Source organism: Dysgonomonas massiliensis (genome assembly GCF_900240225.1).
GTDB classification, from domain to species: domain Bacteria; phylum Bacteroidota; class Bacteroidia; order Bacteroidales; family Dysgonomonadaceae; genus Dysgonomonas; species Dysgonomonas massiliensis.
Window position 1 is genome coordinate 98,750 of record NZ_OEPV01000001.1, and the last position, 15,847, is coordinate 114,596.

Annotated in this window: 21 protein-coding genes; 17 read left to right on the top strand and 4 right to left on the bottom strand. The window is 39.9% G+C overall.

What is annotated here, in order from left to right; translation table 11 throughout:
- The first annotated feature begins 103 nt into the window (after nt 1-103).
- The 3 genes from C1A06_RS00450 (at nt 104) to C1A06_RS15030 (ending at nt 2,944) form a co-directional block, all read left to right on the top strand.
- Complete coding sequence (locus tag C1A06_RS00450; protein WP_101688251.1) at nt 104-1,018, top strand: TraB/GumN family protein; 915 nt, start codon at nt 104-106, stop codon at nt 1,016-1,018.
- Nucleotides 1,019-1,175: 157 nt separating this feature from the next.
- A complete protein-coding gene (locus tag C1A06_RS00455; RefSeq protein WP_101688252.1) occupies nt 1,176-1,946 on the top strand; it encodes an outer membrane beta-barrel protein in 771 nt (256 codons plus the stop codon).
- A 77-nt stretch (nt 1,947-2,023) separates the two neighbouring features.
- Nucleotides 2,024-2,944 (top strand): DKNYY domain-containing protein, encoded by a 921-nt coding sequence (locus C1A06_RS15030; RefSeq protein WP_159461362.1) that lies wholly within the window; start codon nt 2,024-2,026, stop codon nt 2,942-2,944.
- A gap of 51 nt (nt 2,945-2,995) precedes the next feature.
- Here the strand turns inward: C1A06_RS15030 and C1A06_RS00465 are convergent, their stop codons facing one another.
- Nucleotides 2,996-3,454: a hypothetical protein gene (locus C1A06_RS00465; RefSeq protein ID WP_101688253.1), complete on the bottom strand. Its 459-nt coding sequence runs from the start codon at nt 3,452-3,454 to the stop codon at nt 2,996-2,998.
- A gap of 208 nt (nt 3,455-3,662) precedes the next feature.
- Here C1A06_RS00465 and C1A06_RS00470 point away from each other — a divergent pair, with 208 nt between their 5' ends.
- The 3 genes from C1A06_RS00470 (at nt 3,663) to C1A06_RS14980 (ending at nt 5,123) form a co-directional block, all read left to right on the top strand.
- Nucleotides 3,663-4,232: a hypothetical protein gene (locus C1A06_RS00470; protein WP_101688254.1), complete on the top strand. Its 570-nt coding sequence runs from the start codon at nt 3,663-3,665 to the stop codon at nt 4,230-4,232.
- A gap of 245 nt (nt 4,233-4,477) precedes the next feature.
- Nucleotides 4,478-4,891 (top strand): hypothetical protein, encoded by a 414-nt coding sequence (locus tag C1A06_RS00475; RefSeq protein WP_101688255.1) that lies wholly within the window; start codon nt 4,478-4,480, stop codon nt 4,889-4,891.
- A 13-nt stretch (nt 4,892-4,904) separates the two neighbouring features.
- On the top strand, nt 4,905-5,123 hold the full coding sequence (locus tag C1A06_RS14980; RefSeq protein ID WP_145996303.1) for a hypothetical protein: 219 nt from the start codon (nt 4,905-4,907) through the stop codon (nt 5,121-5,123).
- Between the two features lie 91 nt (nt 5,124-5,214).
- On the opposite strand, the gene C1A06_RS00480 is transcribed toward C1A06_RS14980, so the two are convergent.
- Nucleotides 5,215-6,414, bottom strand: coding sequence for an MFS transporter (locus C1A06_RS00480; protein WP_101688256.1), 1,200 nt, complete (start codon nt 6,412-6,414; stop codon nt 5,215-5,217).
- 483 nt (nt 6,415-6,897) lie between these two features.
- Here C1A06_RS00480 and C1A06_RS00485 point away from each other — a divergent pair, with 483 nt between their 5' ends.
- From C1A06_RS00485 to C1A06_RS00530, 11 genes are all read left to right on the top strand, one after another.
- Complete coding sequence (locus C1A06_RS00485; protein WP_101688257.1) at nt 6,898-7,086, top strand: hypothetical protein; 189 nt, start codon at nt 6,898-6,900, stop codon at nt 7,084-7,086.
- Between the two features lie 345 nt (nt 7,087-7,431).
- Nucleotides 7,432-7,788: a hypothetical protein gene (locus C1A06_RS00490; protein ID WP_101688258.1), complete on the top strand. Its 357-nt coding sequence runs from the start codon at nt 7,432-7,434 to the stop codon at nt 7,786-7,788.
- A gap of 132 nt (nt 7,789-7,920) precedes the next feature.
- Complete coding sequence (locus C1A06_RS00495) at nt 7,921-8,286, top strand: endonuclease domain-containing protein (protein ID WP_101688259.1); 366 nt, start codon at nt 7,921-7,923, stop codon at nt 8,284-8,286.
- 243 nt (nt 8,287-8,529) lie between these two features.
- A complete protein-coding gene (locus C1A06_RS00500) occupies nt 8,530-8,754 on the top strand; it encodes a hypothetical protein (protein WP_101688260.1) in 225 nt (74 codons plus the stop codon).
- 225 nt (nt 8,755-8,979) lie between these two features.
- Nucleotides 8,980-10,011, top strand: coding sequence for a hypothetical protein (locus tag C1A06_RS00505; RefSeq protein ID WP_101688261.1), 1,032 nt, complete (start codon nt 8,980-8,982; stop codon nt 10,009-10,011).
- A gap of 305 nt (nt 10,012-10,316) precedes the next feature.
- A complete protein-coding gene (locus C1A06_RS00510) occupies nt 10,317-10,568 on the top strand; it encodes a hypothetical protein (RefSeq protein WP_101688262.1) in 252 nt (83 codons plus the stop codon).
- A 280-nt stretch (nt 10,569-10,848) separates the two neighbouring features.
- Nucleotides 10,849-11,097 carry a hypothetical protein gene (locus tag C1A06_RS00515; protein ID WP_101688263.1) on the top strand — a complete coding sequence of 83 codons (249 nt, stop codon included), beginning with the start codon at nt 10,849-10,851 and terminating at the stop codon, nt 11,095-11,097.
- A gap of 67 nt (nt 11,098-11,164) precedes the next feature.
- A complete protein-coding gene (locus C1A06_RS15280; protein ID WP_281253907.1) occupies nt 11,165-11,290 on the top strand; it encodes a hypothetical protein in 126 nt (41 codons plus the stop codon).
- 116 nt (nt 11,291-11,406) lie between these two features.
- The gene (locus C1A06_RS00520; RefSeq protein WP_101688264.1) at nt 11,407-11,661 is read left to right on the top strand and encodes a hypothetical protein; all 255 of its coding nucleotides are present in this window, start codon (nt 11,407-11,409) and stop codon (nt 11,659-11,661) included.
- Between the two features lie 56 nt (nt 11,662-11,717).
- Nucleotides 11,718-13,523 carry a V-type ATP synthase subunit I domain-containing protein gene (locus C1A06_RS00525; RefSeq protein WP_101688265.1) on the top strand — a complete coding sequence of 602 codons (1,806 nt, stop codon included), beginning with the start codon at nt 11,718-11,720 and terminating at the stop codon, nt 13,521-13,523.
- A gap of 454 nt (nt 13,524-13,977) precedes the next feature.
- Nucleotides 13,978-14,508: a hypothetical protein gene (locus C1A06_RS00530; protein ID WP_145996304.1), complete on the top strand. Its 531-nt coding sequence runs from the start codon at nt 13,978-13,980 to the stop codon at nt 14,506-14,508.
- Nucleotides 14,509-14,618: 110 nt separating this feature from the next.
- Here C1A06_RS00530 and C1A06_RS00535 read toward each other — a convergent pair whose 3' ends face one another.
- Both C1A06_RS00535 and C1A06_RS00540 read right to left on the bottom strand, forming a co-directional pair.
- Nucleotides 14,619-15,188: a DUF8479 domain-containing protein gene (locus C1A06_RS00535; RefSeq protein WP_101688267.1), complete on the bottom strand. Its 570-nt coding sequence runs from the start codon at nt 15,186-15,188 to the stop codon at nt 14,619-14,621.
- A 171-nt stretch (nt 15,189-15,359) separates the two neighbouring features.
- Nucleotides 15,360-15,836 carry a copper resistance protein NlpE gene (locus C1A06_RS00540; protein WP_101688268.1) on the bottom strand — a complete coding sequence of 159 codons (477 nt, stop codon included), beginning with the start codon at nt 15,834-15,836 and terminating at the stop codon, nt 15,360-15,362.
- Nucleotides 15,837-15,847 lie beyond the last annotated feature (11 nt).

A 15,847-nucleotide genomic window follows, 5' to 3' on the forward strand; every position in this document is an offset into this window, starting at 1 on the left:
CAGAACAAATATAATACTTATTGGCTAATAAAACTATTTGGCTATATTTACAATCGCTGTTGAATCAAAAAAAAAGAATATACCTAAATTTGACCCAAGAATTATGAAGAAAATTTTACTCGTACTAGCAATTCTCGTTGTTTCGTTTGCAACCATGCTGTCGGCTCAGACAGCAGATCAGTTTACTGGTTCGCTTCTGTGGAAGGTATCGGGCAAAGGACTCGATAAACCATCTTATGTATTCGGAACGCACCACCTGGCATCGGTTAACTTCGTCGACAGCGTAGCCGGACTTCGCGCCGTGATGGACGAAGTGGAGCAGGTAGCCGGCGAAATATTGATGAGCGATATGGTTGCTGCTCAAGCCGATATGATGCAAAAAGGTGCAATGCCTGCCGACCAGTCGTATAAAACCATTCTGGACGAAGCTGCTTACAATAAGTTGGACAGTGGGCTGAAAAGCCTTTTCGGAGCAGGATTGGAACAATTCGGAGGCTTCAAGCCAGGAATGATCAATAGCTTGGTTTCGATAGTTATTTATGCACAGCTGAATCCGAATTTTAATATGACAAAGCATGTTGCTATTGACGATTATATACAGAAATATGCAATCGAAAACGAGAAGCCGGTCTTAGGGCTCGAAACGGTTGCCGATCAGATTTATGCTCTTTTCGATGCCGAACCGCTGAAAGATCAGGCCGAAGTATTGGCTTGTTCGATGGGACATATCGATTTAGGCAAAGAAGCTCTGTTGAAACTGAATCAGTATTATCGCGAAGCTAATTTGAAAGATATTTACACATTGGCATTCAACGATCCGAACGATCCGTGTCCGGCATCCGAGCAAGCCGAGTATGCGCTGAACAAACAACGCAACGATCGTTGGTTGGAAAAACTTCCTGCTATCATGGCCGATAAATCGACATTGGTGGCAGTCGGTACACTGCATTTGGCAGGCGAAGAGGGTTTGCTTTATCAGTTGTCGAAAATGGGTTATACGGTTGAGGCGGTGAAGTAAATATAGTTCACAATAATAGAAAGAGGCTATCAAGTGATGGCCTCTTTTGTTATGATAATCTTTCCTCTCGGATTAAACCTTCGTACGGAAAAAAGATCATAGTTTTAAGATTAACCTAAAAAGAACAAGCATTTGTACAACCTAAAGATCTATTCATATGAAATATTCGATAATAATTTTCCTGATTTTTATCATTTTACCTTCGTCCAAAATCAGATCACAAGAATATGAATCCGATCTTCCTACATTTCGTATGGGCATAGGCTTGGGATTAGGTGCATCGACAATGACGGGTTTGGATGGAAAAACTCATTATCCGACATCGGTTCCGGGAACAGATATTTATTATTCCGATGGTTTGTCATCGCGGTATAGTTTTGCAGGAAATTTGAATGTCACGATGCAATTTAATCCTTCTTCGCGCTTTGTTTTCCAACCCGAAATGAATTTGAACGTTGTAGGTACAACTCTAAGAGGAGCATATAAAAATGATAGCGACAGATCGCGATTATCGAGTATCGTATTGCCATATATAGATCTTAGTTTGTTGGTTGCATTACGAACTCCGATACGGCAGACTAAGTATTCGATAGTGATAGGAGGGGGGCCATACATTGCTTACGATATGTATGAATTTTCTGATATGATGGTTATGATCAGTGATTCTTATGATGAGGATGGATGGGATGACAATGGATACGACGAATATGCAATAGGTAAGAAATCTTTATTAGGAACTGATGTTTATGATTCCAGAGAAATTAATTTTCGGAAAATAGATTGGGGTTTTTATCTGATGGCTGGTGTAGAATTTTCGAATGTTCAGATAAGCATTCGTCCTCAGTTTGGAATGACTAATCTGTCTAAAGAATCAGATTACAACATTCGTAATTGCTCTTACAAAATAAATCTAACAGTTTTCTTCTGATTACGATTTTCCTCTCGGATTAAACCTTTGTCCGAAAAAAAGATCATACCTTTAAGCGACCCAAAATACGAAGCATTATGAAAAAGTTGATACTACTATCCATACTTTGTTTGCCATTGCTGATCTGTGGTGAATTGTCGGCACAAAAACATAAAGAAAGAGATAACCGTCGCGAACGACCTTATTGGGATGATCGAGATTATGACCGCGACGACGATCATGGCTACTATAAAGATGCGTGGCATGTATATTATCGTGGAATACAGCTGGAAGACGCTTCGGCTTCCTCATTCGAGCCTTTAGGAGAAGGTTATGGCAAAGACAACTGGCGTGTGTATTATAGGGACAAAAAAATTGAAAGCGCATCTGCCTCGTCTTTCAAAACTTTGGGAGAAGGCTATGCCAAAGATAACTGGCGAGTATATTATCGCGGAAAACAATTGACGGATGCTTCTGCATCATCTTTCGTAACGCTGGAATATGGTTATGCCAAAGACAATTGGCGAGTATATTATTGCGGTAAACAACTGAAAGACGCCTCGGCTTCATCGTTCGAATATCAGGACAATGGATATGCCAGCGATGCTTTTCGGACATATTATTGGGGCAAATTGATCGAAACCTCTAAATCATCATCGCTGCAAAATCTAGGTGATCGGTACAGCAAAGATTCTTGGTCTGTATATTATCGAGGGAAAAAAATAGAGCACGCTTCGGCTTCTTCGTTCAAATCCTTGGATGGTGGTTATGGCAAAGATAACTGGCGAGTATTTTATCATGATAAGGAAATAGAACGCGCGTCGTCTTCATCTTTCGAATACTTGGGAGGCGGCTATGCCAAAGACAATTGGCGCGTATATTATCGCGGAAAAGAAATAGAAAAGGCTTCGGCATCGTCATTCCAGTACGAAGGCGAAGGCTATGCCCGCGACACATGGCGAACATACTATGCCGGACGTGAAGTGAATAGTGATCGACGCGATATGAACTGGAAATAGCTATTCTGTGACGTCAAATACAGCTTGTAGACACTAACCAGCTGTAGACTTCTAGTTTTTTCTCTTTTTTCTATTTGGCGGTAAGTAGGGAATCGCTAAGAGTATTACAAATAAGCAAGCGAAAAGGATAGGACCTACACGTTGAAAATCTTTTTGGTATGCTTCGGAGAACAGATAGTCGAATTTCCCGTAGTAATAAATATCAGGTAGTTTGCTGTTGGCGGCTATTGCCTCTTTTGTAGTGATGGATGCATCACGCACTTCTCCATTATATTTGATTATAATTTTACTACGGCCATTTCGTGTTTTTCTTACTTCTATATCAATACATTCGTACTTTATTGGTTCGGTAGTTTCTAGCGTATGGTTTATTCCATTGATCCAATAGATTGAAAACCAAAACACAACGAACATTATGATTGCAGGTATATGATTCAGCAATATATTTTTAAGGCTGAGCTTTTTCTTGCCGGTTGATTTGTTTTGGTTCGTCTGTCGCTGCTTTTTCATTGGATATTTTCCGGATATTGATGTTGTGCTGATAGCAAAGATATTCTTTCCTTACGGGTTTCGAAAATATTATTTGGACGATCTTAAGTCGTGAAAAATTATATTCCGTAGGAGCATCAATGAATTTGGAAATTATAGACATTTTAATATTTCTTTAACTATCTTTGCGCCCAAAATGTGTGTATTGGTTCATTAAGTAAAATGATCTATGAAGAAGCTTGTATTTATCTTATTTGCAATAGCTTTGGTAGGCTGCAAAGAGAAACAAATTAAGCAAGAGACCCCGGTTGCCGAAGAGAAACCGAAAGCTGTAGTGGTCGAAAAAATAATCGAACCCCTTGTTATCGATACGAGCGGAGTAGATATCTTTGACGAGCTGGACGAGAAAAGCACAACATTTCAGGACAGCACACAAGTGGATAATCTGGCCAAACTGCCTTCCGACTTCCGTGCATTCTATCACAAAATATCTACCGATAGCGTTTTTCAGAAACAAGCCATCGACGATGAACACTTCATCGGAGCCATCAGCGAATGCGATTCAACGATCGTTCTTACCAAGAAAAACTGGATATTCGATCCGCTTCTACCAATCGAAAATCTGGATCAAAACCGTATCGAAGTAAACGATGAAGTTTGGATTCTGAAGCCCTATATTTCTTATGATAAAATATTATTCGTCTACGATATCGAAGGCTTGGGAACGGTTATGAGCATGGGCTTCGAGCGAATTGACGGAGTATGGCGATTTACGCTCTACAACCTCAGTGTGTGCTGAAAATAGCCAACTATAGCCGTGCGTCGCGAGACGAGTATTCTAAAAATATGTGAAACAAAAGTTGTTTTTTATTACGATTATTTACGTTAAACGATGATTATGAGTCGGTTAATGTTAACCAATCGATGTCAGGTTTAAGAAAAAATAAATCTGGAAGCATTTTTCGTCGAATAAAATCAGACTGGTTAAATTTAAAAGCCGATAATTGACAGATAGTCGGGATTTATAAACCAAAACTGATTGTTATGAAACTAAAACTTGTATCAAAAACAATTATGCTATTCATGTCATTGGCGCTTATTTCAGTAATGGGATTTTCGCAGAATGACAGCCGCAGAGATCTGGCTAAAACAGCTGCAGCCAGTTTAACCACTTCGATGTCAGAAGCTCTCGATCTGACCGATGCTCAGAAAGAATCGGTCGGGCAATACAATTTGTCTTATGCATTATCACTCTTCACCACAGTTCCGCTTACCGACGATGCTGTATTGGAATTGGATAAGTCTTTGGATGCCAATTTGAAAGAAGTGCTTGGCGATGAGCAGTACGAAGTTTGGAAAGAAAACAAGACAACTTGGCTCGATTCGGTAAAGAGTAATCTTCCGAAAGAAGCAGTGGAAGGAGCACTGGACGAAGCCGGTGACAATTGGTTGAAGTAATGCTTGTACAGATATGAAAAAGTATATATCCATATTGAGCATTGCGTTTACGCTTGCGTTTGTATTGATGATTGGCTGTACTAATACTCAAAAAGGTGCAGACCAGCCCGGAGATCAGGAAAACAGAGATTCGCTGATACTTAACGAACCACAGAATGATCTACTGAATCAAGATCAAAATCAGAACGATTCGGCTGATACCGAAGCTAAAAGCGATACAGCCAAGTTCTAAGATCATATCCGTCAAAGGCGGACTCTTTCTTATCTCTTTTTAATGTAGATAGCCCTTGCGAAATACTTGCAGGGGCTGTTTTATTATCTGATCAGGCAGTTTCTTCTTTCGGCAATTTGCGACTTTCGTAGACCTTACGCGAATTGAAATGATAAATGAATATCGATAAGAAACATACTCCGGCCGAAACCATGTAAAGAACTTCGAAATCGAAGATTCCCGAAATATATCCGCCTACCAGCATACCTATTGCCAAACCTAGATCGAAGGCCAGATAGTAAGTCGAATTGGCTGTTCCGCGCTTCGAGTTTGGAGCCATATTGATGTATAACATTTGCAGGGCAGGGAAGAGCGCTCCGTAGCCGATGCCGATGAATACGCCCGAAAGGCAGAAAATGGCGACATTGTGTATGGTCGCAAATGCCAGAAAGGCGAACGAAATCATTGTCAGCGCACCGATGGACACTTGATGAACATATCCGCGATCGACCAGTTTACCGGCAAAGACACGCGAAATGATGATACCTCCTGCCCAGAAAAGGAAGAAAGCTCCCGGATTTTCCATGCCGTTGCTCAATCCGTACTGAGCCACGAAAGGGCCTATCGTTCCCCATGCAAAGGTGGGTAACATCTGATTGAGAAATATGGGCCAGCCACGACGCAAAAAGAAACGGTCGAAAGTGATTTTCTCGGATCGGGTAACCAGTTCACGCTTCGGAGCTTGAATCATGGCAGCCGTCAGAATACCCAGTGTTCCCATGCCGATGGCGCACCAAAGCAAGGTCTGAAAGCTGTAGTGCTGATAGATGTGAATGGCTATGAAAGGACCGATTGCCATTGCCACGTTCATGGCCGTAGCGTAGAATCCTACACCTTCGGCACGGCGTGATGAGGGCACAACATCGATGGTCAGCGTACTAGATGCTACGGTAGACAATCCCCACGTCAGTCCGTGCATAAACCGTATCAGCACGAAGATGATAACCGTCGTAGCCCAGAAGTATCCGAAGAAAACAAGTACATAACCCACGAATCCGATCAGCAACATCAGTTTTCGAGGATAGCGGTCGACCAAATATCCCGAAAATGGACGAACGAACATCAGCGCCAGGGCGTATGATGCCAGTACAATTCCCGTCTGAGTCTGCGGAACACCCAGATGCTCGGTAATGTAGAGCGGAATGGATGGCATGAGCAGGTTGAACGAGCAAGCCATCAGAAAGTTTGCAATACAGACGTTTATGAAATTGCGTGTCCAAAGCTTTGGCTTCGGAAGTGTCGTGTTAGCCATTGTCCTTTCACTTTGAATTTTGAACGTACAAAGATACCTCTTTTTCTGGCATAGATAAACTTTCGGGCGAGAAGTGAATTTATTAAGAATTATTTTTTTTTGGAGGCTGTCGAAAATCCGATCGCCAAGAAAAGGATTTTTCGACTATGCCGTGTCTCTCTGTGGTCAGACTCTCGTCTTGGCTATGCCCTTTCTTTTTTCTTTTATATATTTTCTTTTTTCTTTCTATGGGTAGAAAGAAAAGAAAATATCTTTTTCTTTCTTTTGCCTACTTTTCTTTCTTTTTGGTCGAAGTGTTAAAATTATGCTTTCGGCGCATCGTGTTTTATCAATCTTTTGTTTCTCTGATTAAACTATTCTGTCGGCAAAAGGTCTTATCTTTATAGCTTGACCCCAAACCCCTAAAGTGGCTTTCGGCAGATCTTCCCCTTTAGGGGATGAGAGGGGTAGATAAATAATTTAACTACAAAAACATATTGCTTTATGAAAACAGACCTTTATACTAAAATCGTTTTGACAGTAATTGCAGGAGCATTGATCGCTATATTTTTCAGACTATCTGACTCGAATCTAGTAACCACCGCCCAAGCGGCAGCTATTCCTGCGCCTGCTCCGCAAGCTGTACATAGTCCACTAGAAGTGAATGTCGTGCAATGGGGGGGGGTGAATTGAATCCAAAAAATAAGAAATATCTAAGTACCGGTGATGTAGAGAAAATTCCCGTTAAAACCTATAAGGCTTATTGATTAAAATAAAATTCTTTTATCTATATATAAAACTATATAGATATGAAAGAATTTACAATCAAAGTTAATGGATTAGAGTAGTCGGTACAATATACCAAAAGTCAACTTTCTTGAGTTGGCTTTTTTGTTTCTCTGATTAAACTATTCTGTCGGTAAAAGGTCTTATCTTTATAGCTTGACCCCAAACCCCTGAAGGGGCTTTCGGCAGATCTTCCCCTTTGGGGGATGAGAGGGGTAGATAAATAATTTAACTACAAAAACATATTGCTTTATGAAAACAGACCTTTATACTAAAATCGTTTTAACTGTGATTGCGATGGCATTAGTAGCTAACTTCTTCAAGGACAACAATCCCATCACATCGGCTTATGCACAAGACAAAGTTCCTGCTCCAGTGCCTATGGAACGCCAAATAATCGACGTCAATCTGGTGCAAGTGAATGGAATAGATTTATACGAACGCCTTGTAAACCTGAAAGATGGTACAAAAGCTGGCTATATTCCGGTATCGATAGAATCAGTTGATAAAACAACTAGCATTTTTGGTGTAAATATAGAACAAGTAGGTGGAGAGAGTGTACCTGTATATAACGGCATGCCATATTTTAACGTAAACGCTTTTGATTAAAAATTCTGATTTTTATTTTCTTGTTTTATCTATACGTAAAAAATACGTATGGAAAGAACAAATACCCCTCTGATCCCCTAAAGGGGAGGCTGGAAACAAATCAAAGGCAGGTAATAATTAAAGAAATAGTTAATGTATTCGTCTCAAATGTTTTATGGAGCAAAGCCTGCGTTATTTGAAAAGGCAAAGGTATTGCGTCAGAATATGACTCAAGCAGAGCTTTTACTTTGGGAAAAGTTAAAGGGCTCGCAGTTAGGTGCACGTTTTAAGGCTCAACATCCAATCGATATTTTTATTGTCGACTTTTACTGTCATCGCTATAAGCTTGTCGTAGAAGTTGATGGCGAAATACATATGGCTCAGCAAGAATACGATAAAGCCAGAACTGAAGAACTGGAAAAATACGGTCTTTCAGTCATACGTTTCACAAATCAAGAGGTCAGTGATGGTATTGAATCTGTGATTGATCGGATAAAAGGATATCTGAATAAGAAGTAAGTTCAGAATTTACTCGTTTTGCTTCCCCTTTAGGGGATGAGAGGGGTAAAGAGTACAGTTGGTTGTTGGCAAATCAACTGTTTTTTCTTTTTAAAGTTCAATAGAAATTTAAACTATTCGACCCGAATAAGTCTTATCTTTATAGCTTGACCCCAAACCCCTAAAGGGGCTTTCGGCAGATTCTTCCCCTTTAGGGGATGAGAGGGGTAGATAAATAATTTAACTACAAAAACATATTGCTTTATGAAAACAGACCTTTATACTAAAATCGTTTTGACAGTAATTGCAGGAGCATTAATCGCTATCTTTTTCAGACTGTCTGACTCGAATCTAGTAACCACCGCTCAAGCGGCAACTATTCCTGCACCTGCTCCGCAGGCTGTACAGCACGAGGTGATTGATGTAAATATTGTGCAAGTGGGGGGGGGAGAACTTGGATGGTATCTACCCGTTGAGATTAAAAAGTAGAGGGATTTGCGATTAATATTTTCCATGAATTTTTTCTGAGATTATCTATATAGAAAAAGGTCATGGCAGATAACACAAAAACATTTAAGATTAAGATTGATGGTCTGGAGCAGTCGGTAGAATATACCAAAAGTCAACTTTCTTGAGTTGGCTTTTTTTGTTTTTGTAATTAAACTATTCTGTCGGCAAAAGGTCTTATCTTTATAGAATCAAAAGACTACATATATGAAATCGGTATTACAGCTATTACTCGTAACAATATTATTCACTCTAAGCTCAGTTAGGGGGCAGGCACAGACAACCAGTACGCCATCTACACTTCGAGGTATTTCTGTTGACTTACCCAACGAATGGTTCTTAGCAAGCGAACCAGATACTTCTGAAGATAAAGATGAATATATGTTCATTGCTACAAATAAAGATCGCGATCAATTATTTGTTTTCGTCTCGAAACCGGCTAATGGAGCATACACTCAATCGAGATTTGAAGATGGTGTGAAACATTATTTAGACGGAGCGAAAGATATCTCGATATCTAAGGCTAAAGAGTTGACTCTTAACAAACAAAAAGTATATAAGACGAATGTGTATCAAGATGGAGAGCTATTTCGTATAGCTTACGGATCGATAGTAGATAATATAGAATATTATGTTCTTTTAGATCTGTTAAACCCCAAGCAAGCCGATCAGTTGTTCCAGAAAGTTCGAATAAACCAAGCGAAGCCGAATCTTATACTACCAAATGACGAAGATAGACCATTGTCTGAGCTAGAAGAGATATATCCTAATTCAGACATTCCTAAAAATGCTATAATACGTAAGTTGGGAAATATACAAATATGGTTCGATGCTAATGATTTAGTTAAAGTTGATCATAAGGTTTCAGAAGGACATACTGAAACAATCGCAGCTGTAAGTCTGAATATAAACGATGGTATTCCCTTGGGTATTGCAATTGCAATAACAGATTTGTCTCATAAAGGATATAAAACTATAAGTCAAGCTGTCCTTAAGAAATTTATCTTAGAGTTCCTTTCCGGATTAACTGACATGAATAATATAAATTTTCAGGAACTTGAAGCAGGCTTATTTCATGGTAAATTTTGTTATTCAACAATAGGATATCTTAATGGTAAGTTAGAACGTAAGATGATTATCTTTAGTATTGGTTCTAAAATTTATTTTTGCTATACAGCTGAAGTTAGTGATCTTAACATAGCAAATAAGCTTCTAAGTAAAATATCAATAGTAGAATAAATGTATTTGTTAAAATAGTATTGATCGAAAAGCTTTTTCTTTATCTCTATTAGAAAAAGCCATGCCAGATAAAAATACAAAAGAGTTTACAATCAAAGTCAATGGATTAGAGCAGTCGGTGCAATATACCAAAAGTCAACTTTTTTGAGTTGGCTTTTTTGTTTCTCTGATTAAACTATTCTGTGGTTAAAAGGTCTTATCTTTATAGCTTGACCCCAAACCCCTGAAGGGGCTTTCGGCAGATCTTCCCCTTTAGGGGATGAGAGGGGTAGATAAATAATTTAACCACAAAAACATATTGCTTTATGAAAACAGACCTTTATACCAAAATCGTTTTGACAGTGATTGCAGGAGCATTGATTGCTATCTTTTTCAGACTATCTGACTCGAATCTAGTAACCACCGCTCAAGCGGCAACTATTCCTGCACCTGCTCCGCAAGCTGTACAGCGAGAAGTGATTGATGTGAATGTAGTAAGATGGGGAGGTGCAAAATTAAATCCAAAAGATTCAGAATTTTGGAGTGATGTAAGACTCCTAAAAGTAGAAACATATTAAATAGACTTATTAAAATAAAACTTTTTTATCTATATATAAAACTATATAGATATGAAAGAATTTACAATCAAAGTTAATGGATTAGAGCAGTCGGTGCAATATACCAAAAGTCAACTTTCTTGAGTTGGCTTTTTTGTTTCTCTGATTAAACTATTCTGTCGGCAAAAGGTCTTATCTTTATAGCTTGACCCCAAACCCCTGAAGGGGCTTTCGGCAGATCTTCCCCTTTAGGGGATGAGAGGGGTAGATAAATAATTTAACCACAAAAACATATTGCTTTATGAAAACAGACCTTTATACCAAAATCGTTTTGACAGCTATCGCTCTAGGTATTTTCATTCTTATTTTTCAAAATGCTGGAGTAGCACCCGTAACCACCGCCCAAGCGGCAGCTATTCCTGCGCCTGCTCCGCAGGCTGTACATAGTCCACTAGAAGTGAATGTCGTGCAATGGGGGGGAGTGGAACTAAATGAATCAGGAGTGTCGAAAACAGAACATATGAGTTCAATTGCAGTTAAAAGTTATTAATCTACTTTTAAAAAATTATTAATATTCTTCATGATTTTTTCTTGGGATTATCTATATAGAAAAAGTCATGGCAGATAATACAAAAACATTTAAGATTAAAATTGATGGTCTGGAGCAGTCGGTGCAATATACCAAAAGTCAACTTTCAGGAGTTGGCTTTTTTGTTTCTCTGATTAAACTATTCTGTGGGTAAAAGGTCTTATCTTTATAGTTTGACCCCAAACCCCTAAAGGGGCTTTCGGCAGAATCTTCCCCTTTAGGGGATGAGAGGGGTAGATAAATAATTTAACTACAAAAACATATTGCTTTATGAAAACAGACCTTTATACCAAAATCGTTTTGACTGTGATTGCAGGAGCATTGATCGCTATCTTTTTCAGACTATCTGACTCGAATCTAGTAACCACCGCCCAAGCGGCAGCTATTCCTGCGCCTGCTCCGCAGGCTGTGCAGCGAGAAGTGATTGATGTGAATGTAGTAGAAGTAGGAGGGAGAAGTCTCCCAAAATATTCTTCTTTTGGATATGAAGATAGGCCATTGTTGCCTATTTCGGTTTATGAATAAATAAAATTAAGATTTATCCATGATTTTTTTCTGACATTATCTATATAGAAAAAGTCATGGCAGATAACACAAAAACGTTTAAGATTAAGATTGATGGTCTGGAGCAGTCGGTACAATATACCAAACTGCTCGCAGACTCTTTTTTAGCTGTCGATCGCAATATATCGAGGGCTATTTTTTCGATAAGTCAGCTTCGGCAAGGTATCCAAAAAACTTGGGGAGCAAGTATCGATTTGGACTTTGTGAAAAGCTTTAACAAAATATCTTCTACTGTCGAAAGTATTGGTAAGGTTTCTTCCAAATCATTCGGTACATTAAAAAAAGACCTATCTGATATTAAGTTTTTAGAAGAAGAAATCTCAAAAAAGAGCCTAGCTGAAAATTATTTAAAGGGTACATCTATGTTGCACAATAATTTCAAAGGGCTTAATCTGACGATTAAAGAAACAGCGAAGAACGTATCAGAATTATCGGAAGATGAAATAAAGAAACTAAAAGATCGGATAAAAGAACTCGAAGGATTAAAGAAAAAGCTCAATGACGAAGTTGACGCTGAAGGCAAAAAGAAGAAACCTAATGAGGGATATTTTGATGAAAAGGGTTCGGGACAAATTCAAAAATTAGCAGGTCAAGCTGCCGTGAAAGGCAATTTCGGCATTATCGATTACGATATAACCAGAGACAATCTGAATTTGGTAATTGACGAATACAAAAAGTATAAAGTTTTTCTTGATAAGCAATATGAGTATGAGAGAGAGATTAACGAAAATAATATAGAATTAGCAAAAGGAAATGCCGAAAAGTATGCCGCTGCAATAGCTGCAAAAGAAGCCGCTGACGTAAACTATCTCAACAAGTCCATACAAGTAGACAATGCAATACTGAAGAGTAAGCAAGAAAAAGGCGCACTCTTGGGCGATGCTATGGAAAGCTCGGTAAAAGCCGTAACCGACTATGCCGAGAAACTGACATCAAGCATTGGAGCAGGTTTGACCTTTATGAAAGGCGCATCCGAAGCCCGATTGGCAATGATAGAAGAAGAACTGAAAGGAACTACCGAAAAATACAACAAGGCAGTCGAAGCCCGCAAAGCCAGCGATGCCGTTTTAGCCGATCTTCACAACAAATCGGTCAATCTCAGCGGAGGACGCTCCGAAGCCATGCAGCAGCAAGTGGATGCCGAGATGGCAAAGAATGAAGAACTGAAAGCTCAGGAAGCACGACTTGCTGCCGAGAAAGAAAAGCTGGAGAAGAAGAAAGAAAAAGAGACAAAGAAGAAAAAGAAGATTGAGATTCAACAAGGTATTGTCACCAGTACGGCCAGCATTGCACAAGGTATTGCCAAAGCTTTATCGCTTGGTCCTATCGTAGGTCCTATCATGGCCGCCATGCTTGCAGCTATGGGAGCTGTTCAGATTGCTACGCAATACAAACAATTACAACAAATCGATCGAAAAGCCGACGGTGGTTTGCTACGTGGGCGTCGCCATAGCGAGGGAGGCATGCGCATCGAGGGTACGAACATCGAAGTAGAAGGAGGCGAATATGTCATCAATCGCCGTACAACGGATCACAATATGGGATTGATTCGCTATATCAACTCGCAACGTCGTCCGCTTGGCGAAGCCGATATGGTATCTTATTTCCGCTCGCCACGAGCCGTGCAAACACCGCCTTGGCGTCGTCAGATGGAAGAGGGAGGAGCTTTGCCCGTTCCGCAGCTTGCCGAAACCATGTCGCGCGACAATGCGCTTCTGCTCAATGCTATTCAGAATATCCGTATCGATTCGCGGGTAGCCGTAACCGACATCATCCGCGCTCAGGAGCGTATGACCGAGGTAGATAGTTGGGTGGGGATGTAGGTGTTTCTCCACTTTCTTAGCGTAAGAAAGTGACAAAGAAACTGTGCTACGTTCCTCATTGACCCGTTTTGGGCTTGGTGGCTAAAATGAAATAAACTCGCCTGCGGCTTCAGACAGTTTTCATTTTCTGACGCTACATTTCGCCTATCGGGTTCCCCAATTGCGGAACTAATGCACTCTTTTACTCACAATCGATCATATCGAATAAAATGAATATTGCCTGATATGTTAAAATCGGGCAATAACCGCAAAGCAAACATTATCAATACATAAAACATAACACATACACACGATGATTAAGATTGAATTTAACGACACTACTTTGCACGTACCACAATCGTGGAGCGAGATCGAATTCGGACATTACGAACAATTCAGCCGCATGGATATCTCATCGCCTGCCGATCATGTCCGCTACGTGGCAACTATCTGCCGAACGACTTACGACGAGCTGATGCAATGCCCCAGCGAGCTGTTCGATAAGATTGTCTCGGAACTCGATTTTGTGTTTCGCGGTACAGTCGATCCGTCTCCTACAACCACTATCGACGGCGTGAATTATTACGTTTCGTATGGTGATAAGCTTACCCTAGGCGAGTGGGTAGATGTTGAGGCCGTTCTGGAGGGCGAAAATCCGCATTATCTGTCCGATACTTTGGCCATCCTTTGTCGTCCTGCGGGCGAGGAATACGATGCCGATCGCTCGAAAGAACGTGCCGATCTGTTCCGATCGCAGCCTTGCGACAAGATGCTTCCGTTGCTTGCTTTTTTTTTGCAGAGAAAGAAGCAATTCGACGAGATTTCGAACCGCTATTCCGAGGCGGTAGCTCTGGCCGAGCAATTTGTTCGGGATACCGATCATTTAGTCAAAAATGGGGGTGGTACAAAACGATTGCCGATCTTGCAGAGGATAAAATATATCTTTTTGATGCGATCACTAAAAAGACAGTTGTCGAAGTTTTCGGCTTCCTGCTCTACCAGATAGACAAAGCTCGCGCCGAAGATGATCAGGCTCGTTTCGAGCGACAGATCAGACGCTAAGAAAATAAAAGGCTGCATTTCAAATCAGAATGCAGCCCTTTTATTGTTGATATCTTATTCTTTATATTTTTTTGGTTCGACCGATATTTTGAACCAATATGCGCCCGTTTCATCTTTGTAATAATAGCGCAGTGTAGCTTCATTGTCTCGAATGAATTTCATGTCGGGATTGGTGCGGATATTGTTTATTATCTGCGGTTCCATATTGGCTTTGAAAGCAATAGTGTCAACCTCTTCTCTTGTGAATCCGAATACTGTATAGTTGTACTGAAATATTTTTCCGGGCAATGCAATTGCATTGTCCATTCTGGTAAATTCATCAACCATTATAGGACACGATTTATTGAGCTCTTCGGCTGTTTTCATCATTACTTTGTCCATTACCGGAGTTGATTTCATAAAATAACCTCCGGCAAACGATATGCCTTGCGCAATAAGTGAAGCAACAATAACACCTACTATTGCACCGAGTATGGCTTTTTTATTGATTTTCTTAGTAGGTTTTGCATCTGCCGGATGTATTGTTGGATTTGTTTGAGCTGTTTGTGGAAGCTCGTATCCGCAACCTTTGCAGAATCTCGAATTGTCGGTATTTTCTGTACCGCATTTGTTACATAATTTCATAAAATTCTTTTCTTGATATGAGGGTCTTTAAATAATGCCGCAAAGATAAGTAATTAAGCTCTTGAAATATAAAAAAAATGTGAAAATATAATTGACTTTTGCGCATAAATAAAAAAAGAGACTTAACTCTCAGGAGCTAAATCTCTTTAATGCTTTATAGCACGTAGTTCTTTACTCGAAAGTTTCGATTTGAGTCAGAATATATTTGTCTGCCAATTCGCCTTCTATTTTGTTTCCTTCCTGATCGAGAATGATAATGCGACCTTCGGCAACAAAGAATTTAGACGGCGCGTCTTTCACACCTTCCAATGTGATAGCATTACCTGCTTCGTTCCAAACATATTTACCGGTGAAGTCGGTTGGCTGCTCTTCTTTACCATTCTTGATATAAGCATTATGCAACGTGAAAGTCTCGTCTTTGTTGATCGTAACTTTTACTTTTATTCCTTCACAATCGGCACAAGGTGTCACACCTTCGTATACGCCGAAATAGTCGAGCGAGTTTTTAGCATTATGCTCGTCTGTTACCTGAGCCACTTCTTCGGTGGTAGTAGTAGCTTCTGCTTCTTGTCCTTCTTTTTGTTTGTTCGTTTGTCCGCAGGCTGCAAACAGTGCAAGCGACAAACCTAAAATTAAAATCTTTTTCATCTTGAAATATT

Excerpts from the sequence above, each read along its gene's own strand:
- C1A06_RS14980 (WP_145996303.1), top strand. The coding sequence starts at position 4,905 with ATGAAAAAGTATATATCCATATTGAGCATTGCGTTTACGCTTGCGTTT.
- C1A06_RS00450 (WP_101688251.1), top strand. The coding sequence starts at position 104 with ATGAAGAAAATTTTACTCGTACTAGCAATTCTCGTTGTTTCGTTTGCA.
- C1A06_RS00480 (WP_101688256.1), bottom strand. The coding sequence starts at position 6,414 with ATGGCTAACACGACACTTCCGAAGCCAAAGCTTTGGACACGCAATTTC.
- C1A06_RS00465 (WP_101688253.1), bottom strand. The coding sequence starts at position 3,454 with ATGAAAAAGCAGCGACAGACGAACCAAAACAAATCAACCGGCAAGAAA.
- C1A06_RS00540 (WP_101688268.1), bottom strand. The coding sequence starts at position 15,836 with ATGAAAAAGATTTTAATTTTAGGTTTGTCGCTTGCACTGTTTGCAGCC.
- C1A06_RS00525 (WP_101688265.1), top strand. The coding sequence starts at position 11,718 with ATGGCAGATAACACAAAAACGTTTAAGATTAAGATTGATGGTCTGGAG.
- C1A06_RS00510 (WP_101688262.1), top strand. The coding sequence starts at position 10,317 with ATGAAAACAGACCTTTATACCAAAATCGTTTTGACAGTGATTGCAGGA.
- C1A06_RS00505 (WP_101688261.1), top strand. The coding sequence starts at position 8,980 with ATGAAATCGGTATTACAGCTATTACTCGTAACAATATTATTCACTCTA.
- C1A06_RS00470 (WP_101688254.1), top strand. The coding sequence starts at position 3,663 with ATGAAGAAGCTTGTATTTATCTTATTTGCAATAGCTTTGGTAGGCTGC.
- C1A06_RS00520 (WP_101688264.1), top strand. The coding sequence starts at position 11,407 with ATGAAAACAGACCTTTATACCAAAATCGTTTTGACTGTGATTGCAGGA.
- C1A06_RS00455 (WP_101688252.1), top strand. The coding sequence starts at position 1,176 with ATGAAATATTCGATAATAATTTTCCTGATTTTTATCATTTTACCTTCG.
- C1A06_RS00530 (WP_145996304.1), top strand. The coding sequence starts at position 13,978 with ATGCAATGCCCCAGCGAGCTGTTCGATAAGATTGTCTCGGAACTCGAT.
- C1A06_RS00485 (WP_101688257.1), top strand. The coding sequence starts at position 6,898 with ATGAAAACAGACCTTTATACTAAAATCGTTTTGACAGTAATTGCAGGA.
- C1A06_RS00535 (WP_101688267.1), bottom strand. The coding sequence starts at position 15,188 with ATGAAATTATGTAACAAATGCGGTACAGAAAATACCGACAATTCGAGA.
- C1A06_RS00475 (WP_101688255.1), top strand. The coding sequence starts at position 4,478 with ATGAAACTAAAACTTGTATCAAAAACAATTATGCTATTCATGTCATTG.
- C1A06_RS15280 (WP_281253907.1), top strand. The coding sequence starts at position 11,165 with ATGGCAGATAATACAAAAACATTTAAGATTAAAATTGATGGTCTGGAG.
- C1A06_RS00490 (WP_101688258.1), top strand. The coding sequence starts at position 7,432 with ATGAAAACAGACCTTTATACTAAAATCGTTTTAACTGTGATTGCGATG.
- C1A06_RS15030 (WP_159461362.1), top strand. The coding sequence starts at position 2,024 with ATGAAAAAGTTGATACTACTATCCATACTTTGTTTGCCATTGCTGATC.
- C1A06_RS00495 (WP_101688259.1), top strand. The coding sequence starts at position 7,921 with ATGTATTCGTCTCAAATGTTTTATGGAGCAAAGCCTGCGTTATTTGAA.
- C1A06_RS00515 (WP_101688263.1), top strand. The coding sequence starts at position 10,849 with ATGAAAACAGACCTTTATACCAAAATCGTTTTGACAGCTATCGCTCTA.
- C1A06_RS00500 (WP_101688260.1), top strand. The coding sequence starts at position 8,530 with ATGAAAACAGACCTTTATACTAAAATCGTTTTGACAGTAATTGCAGGA.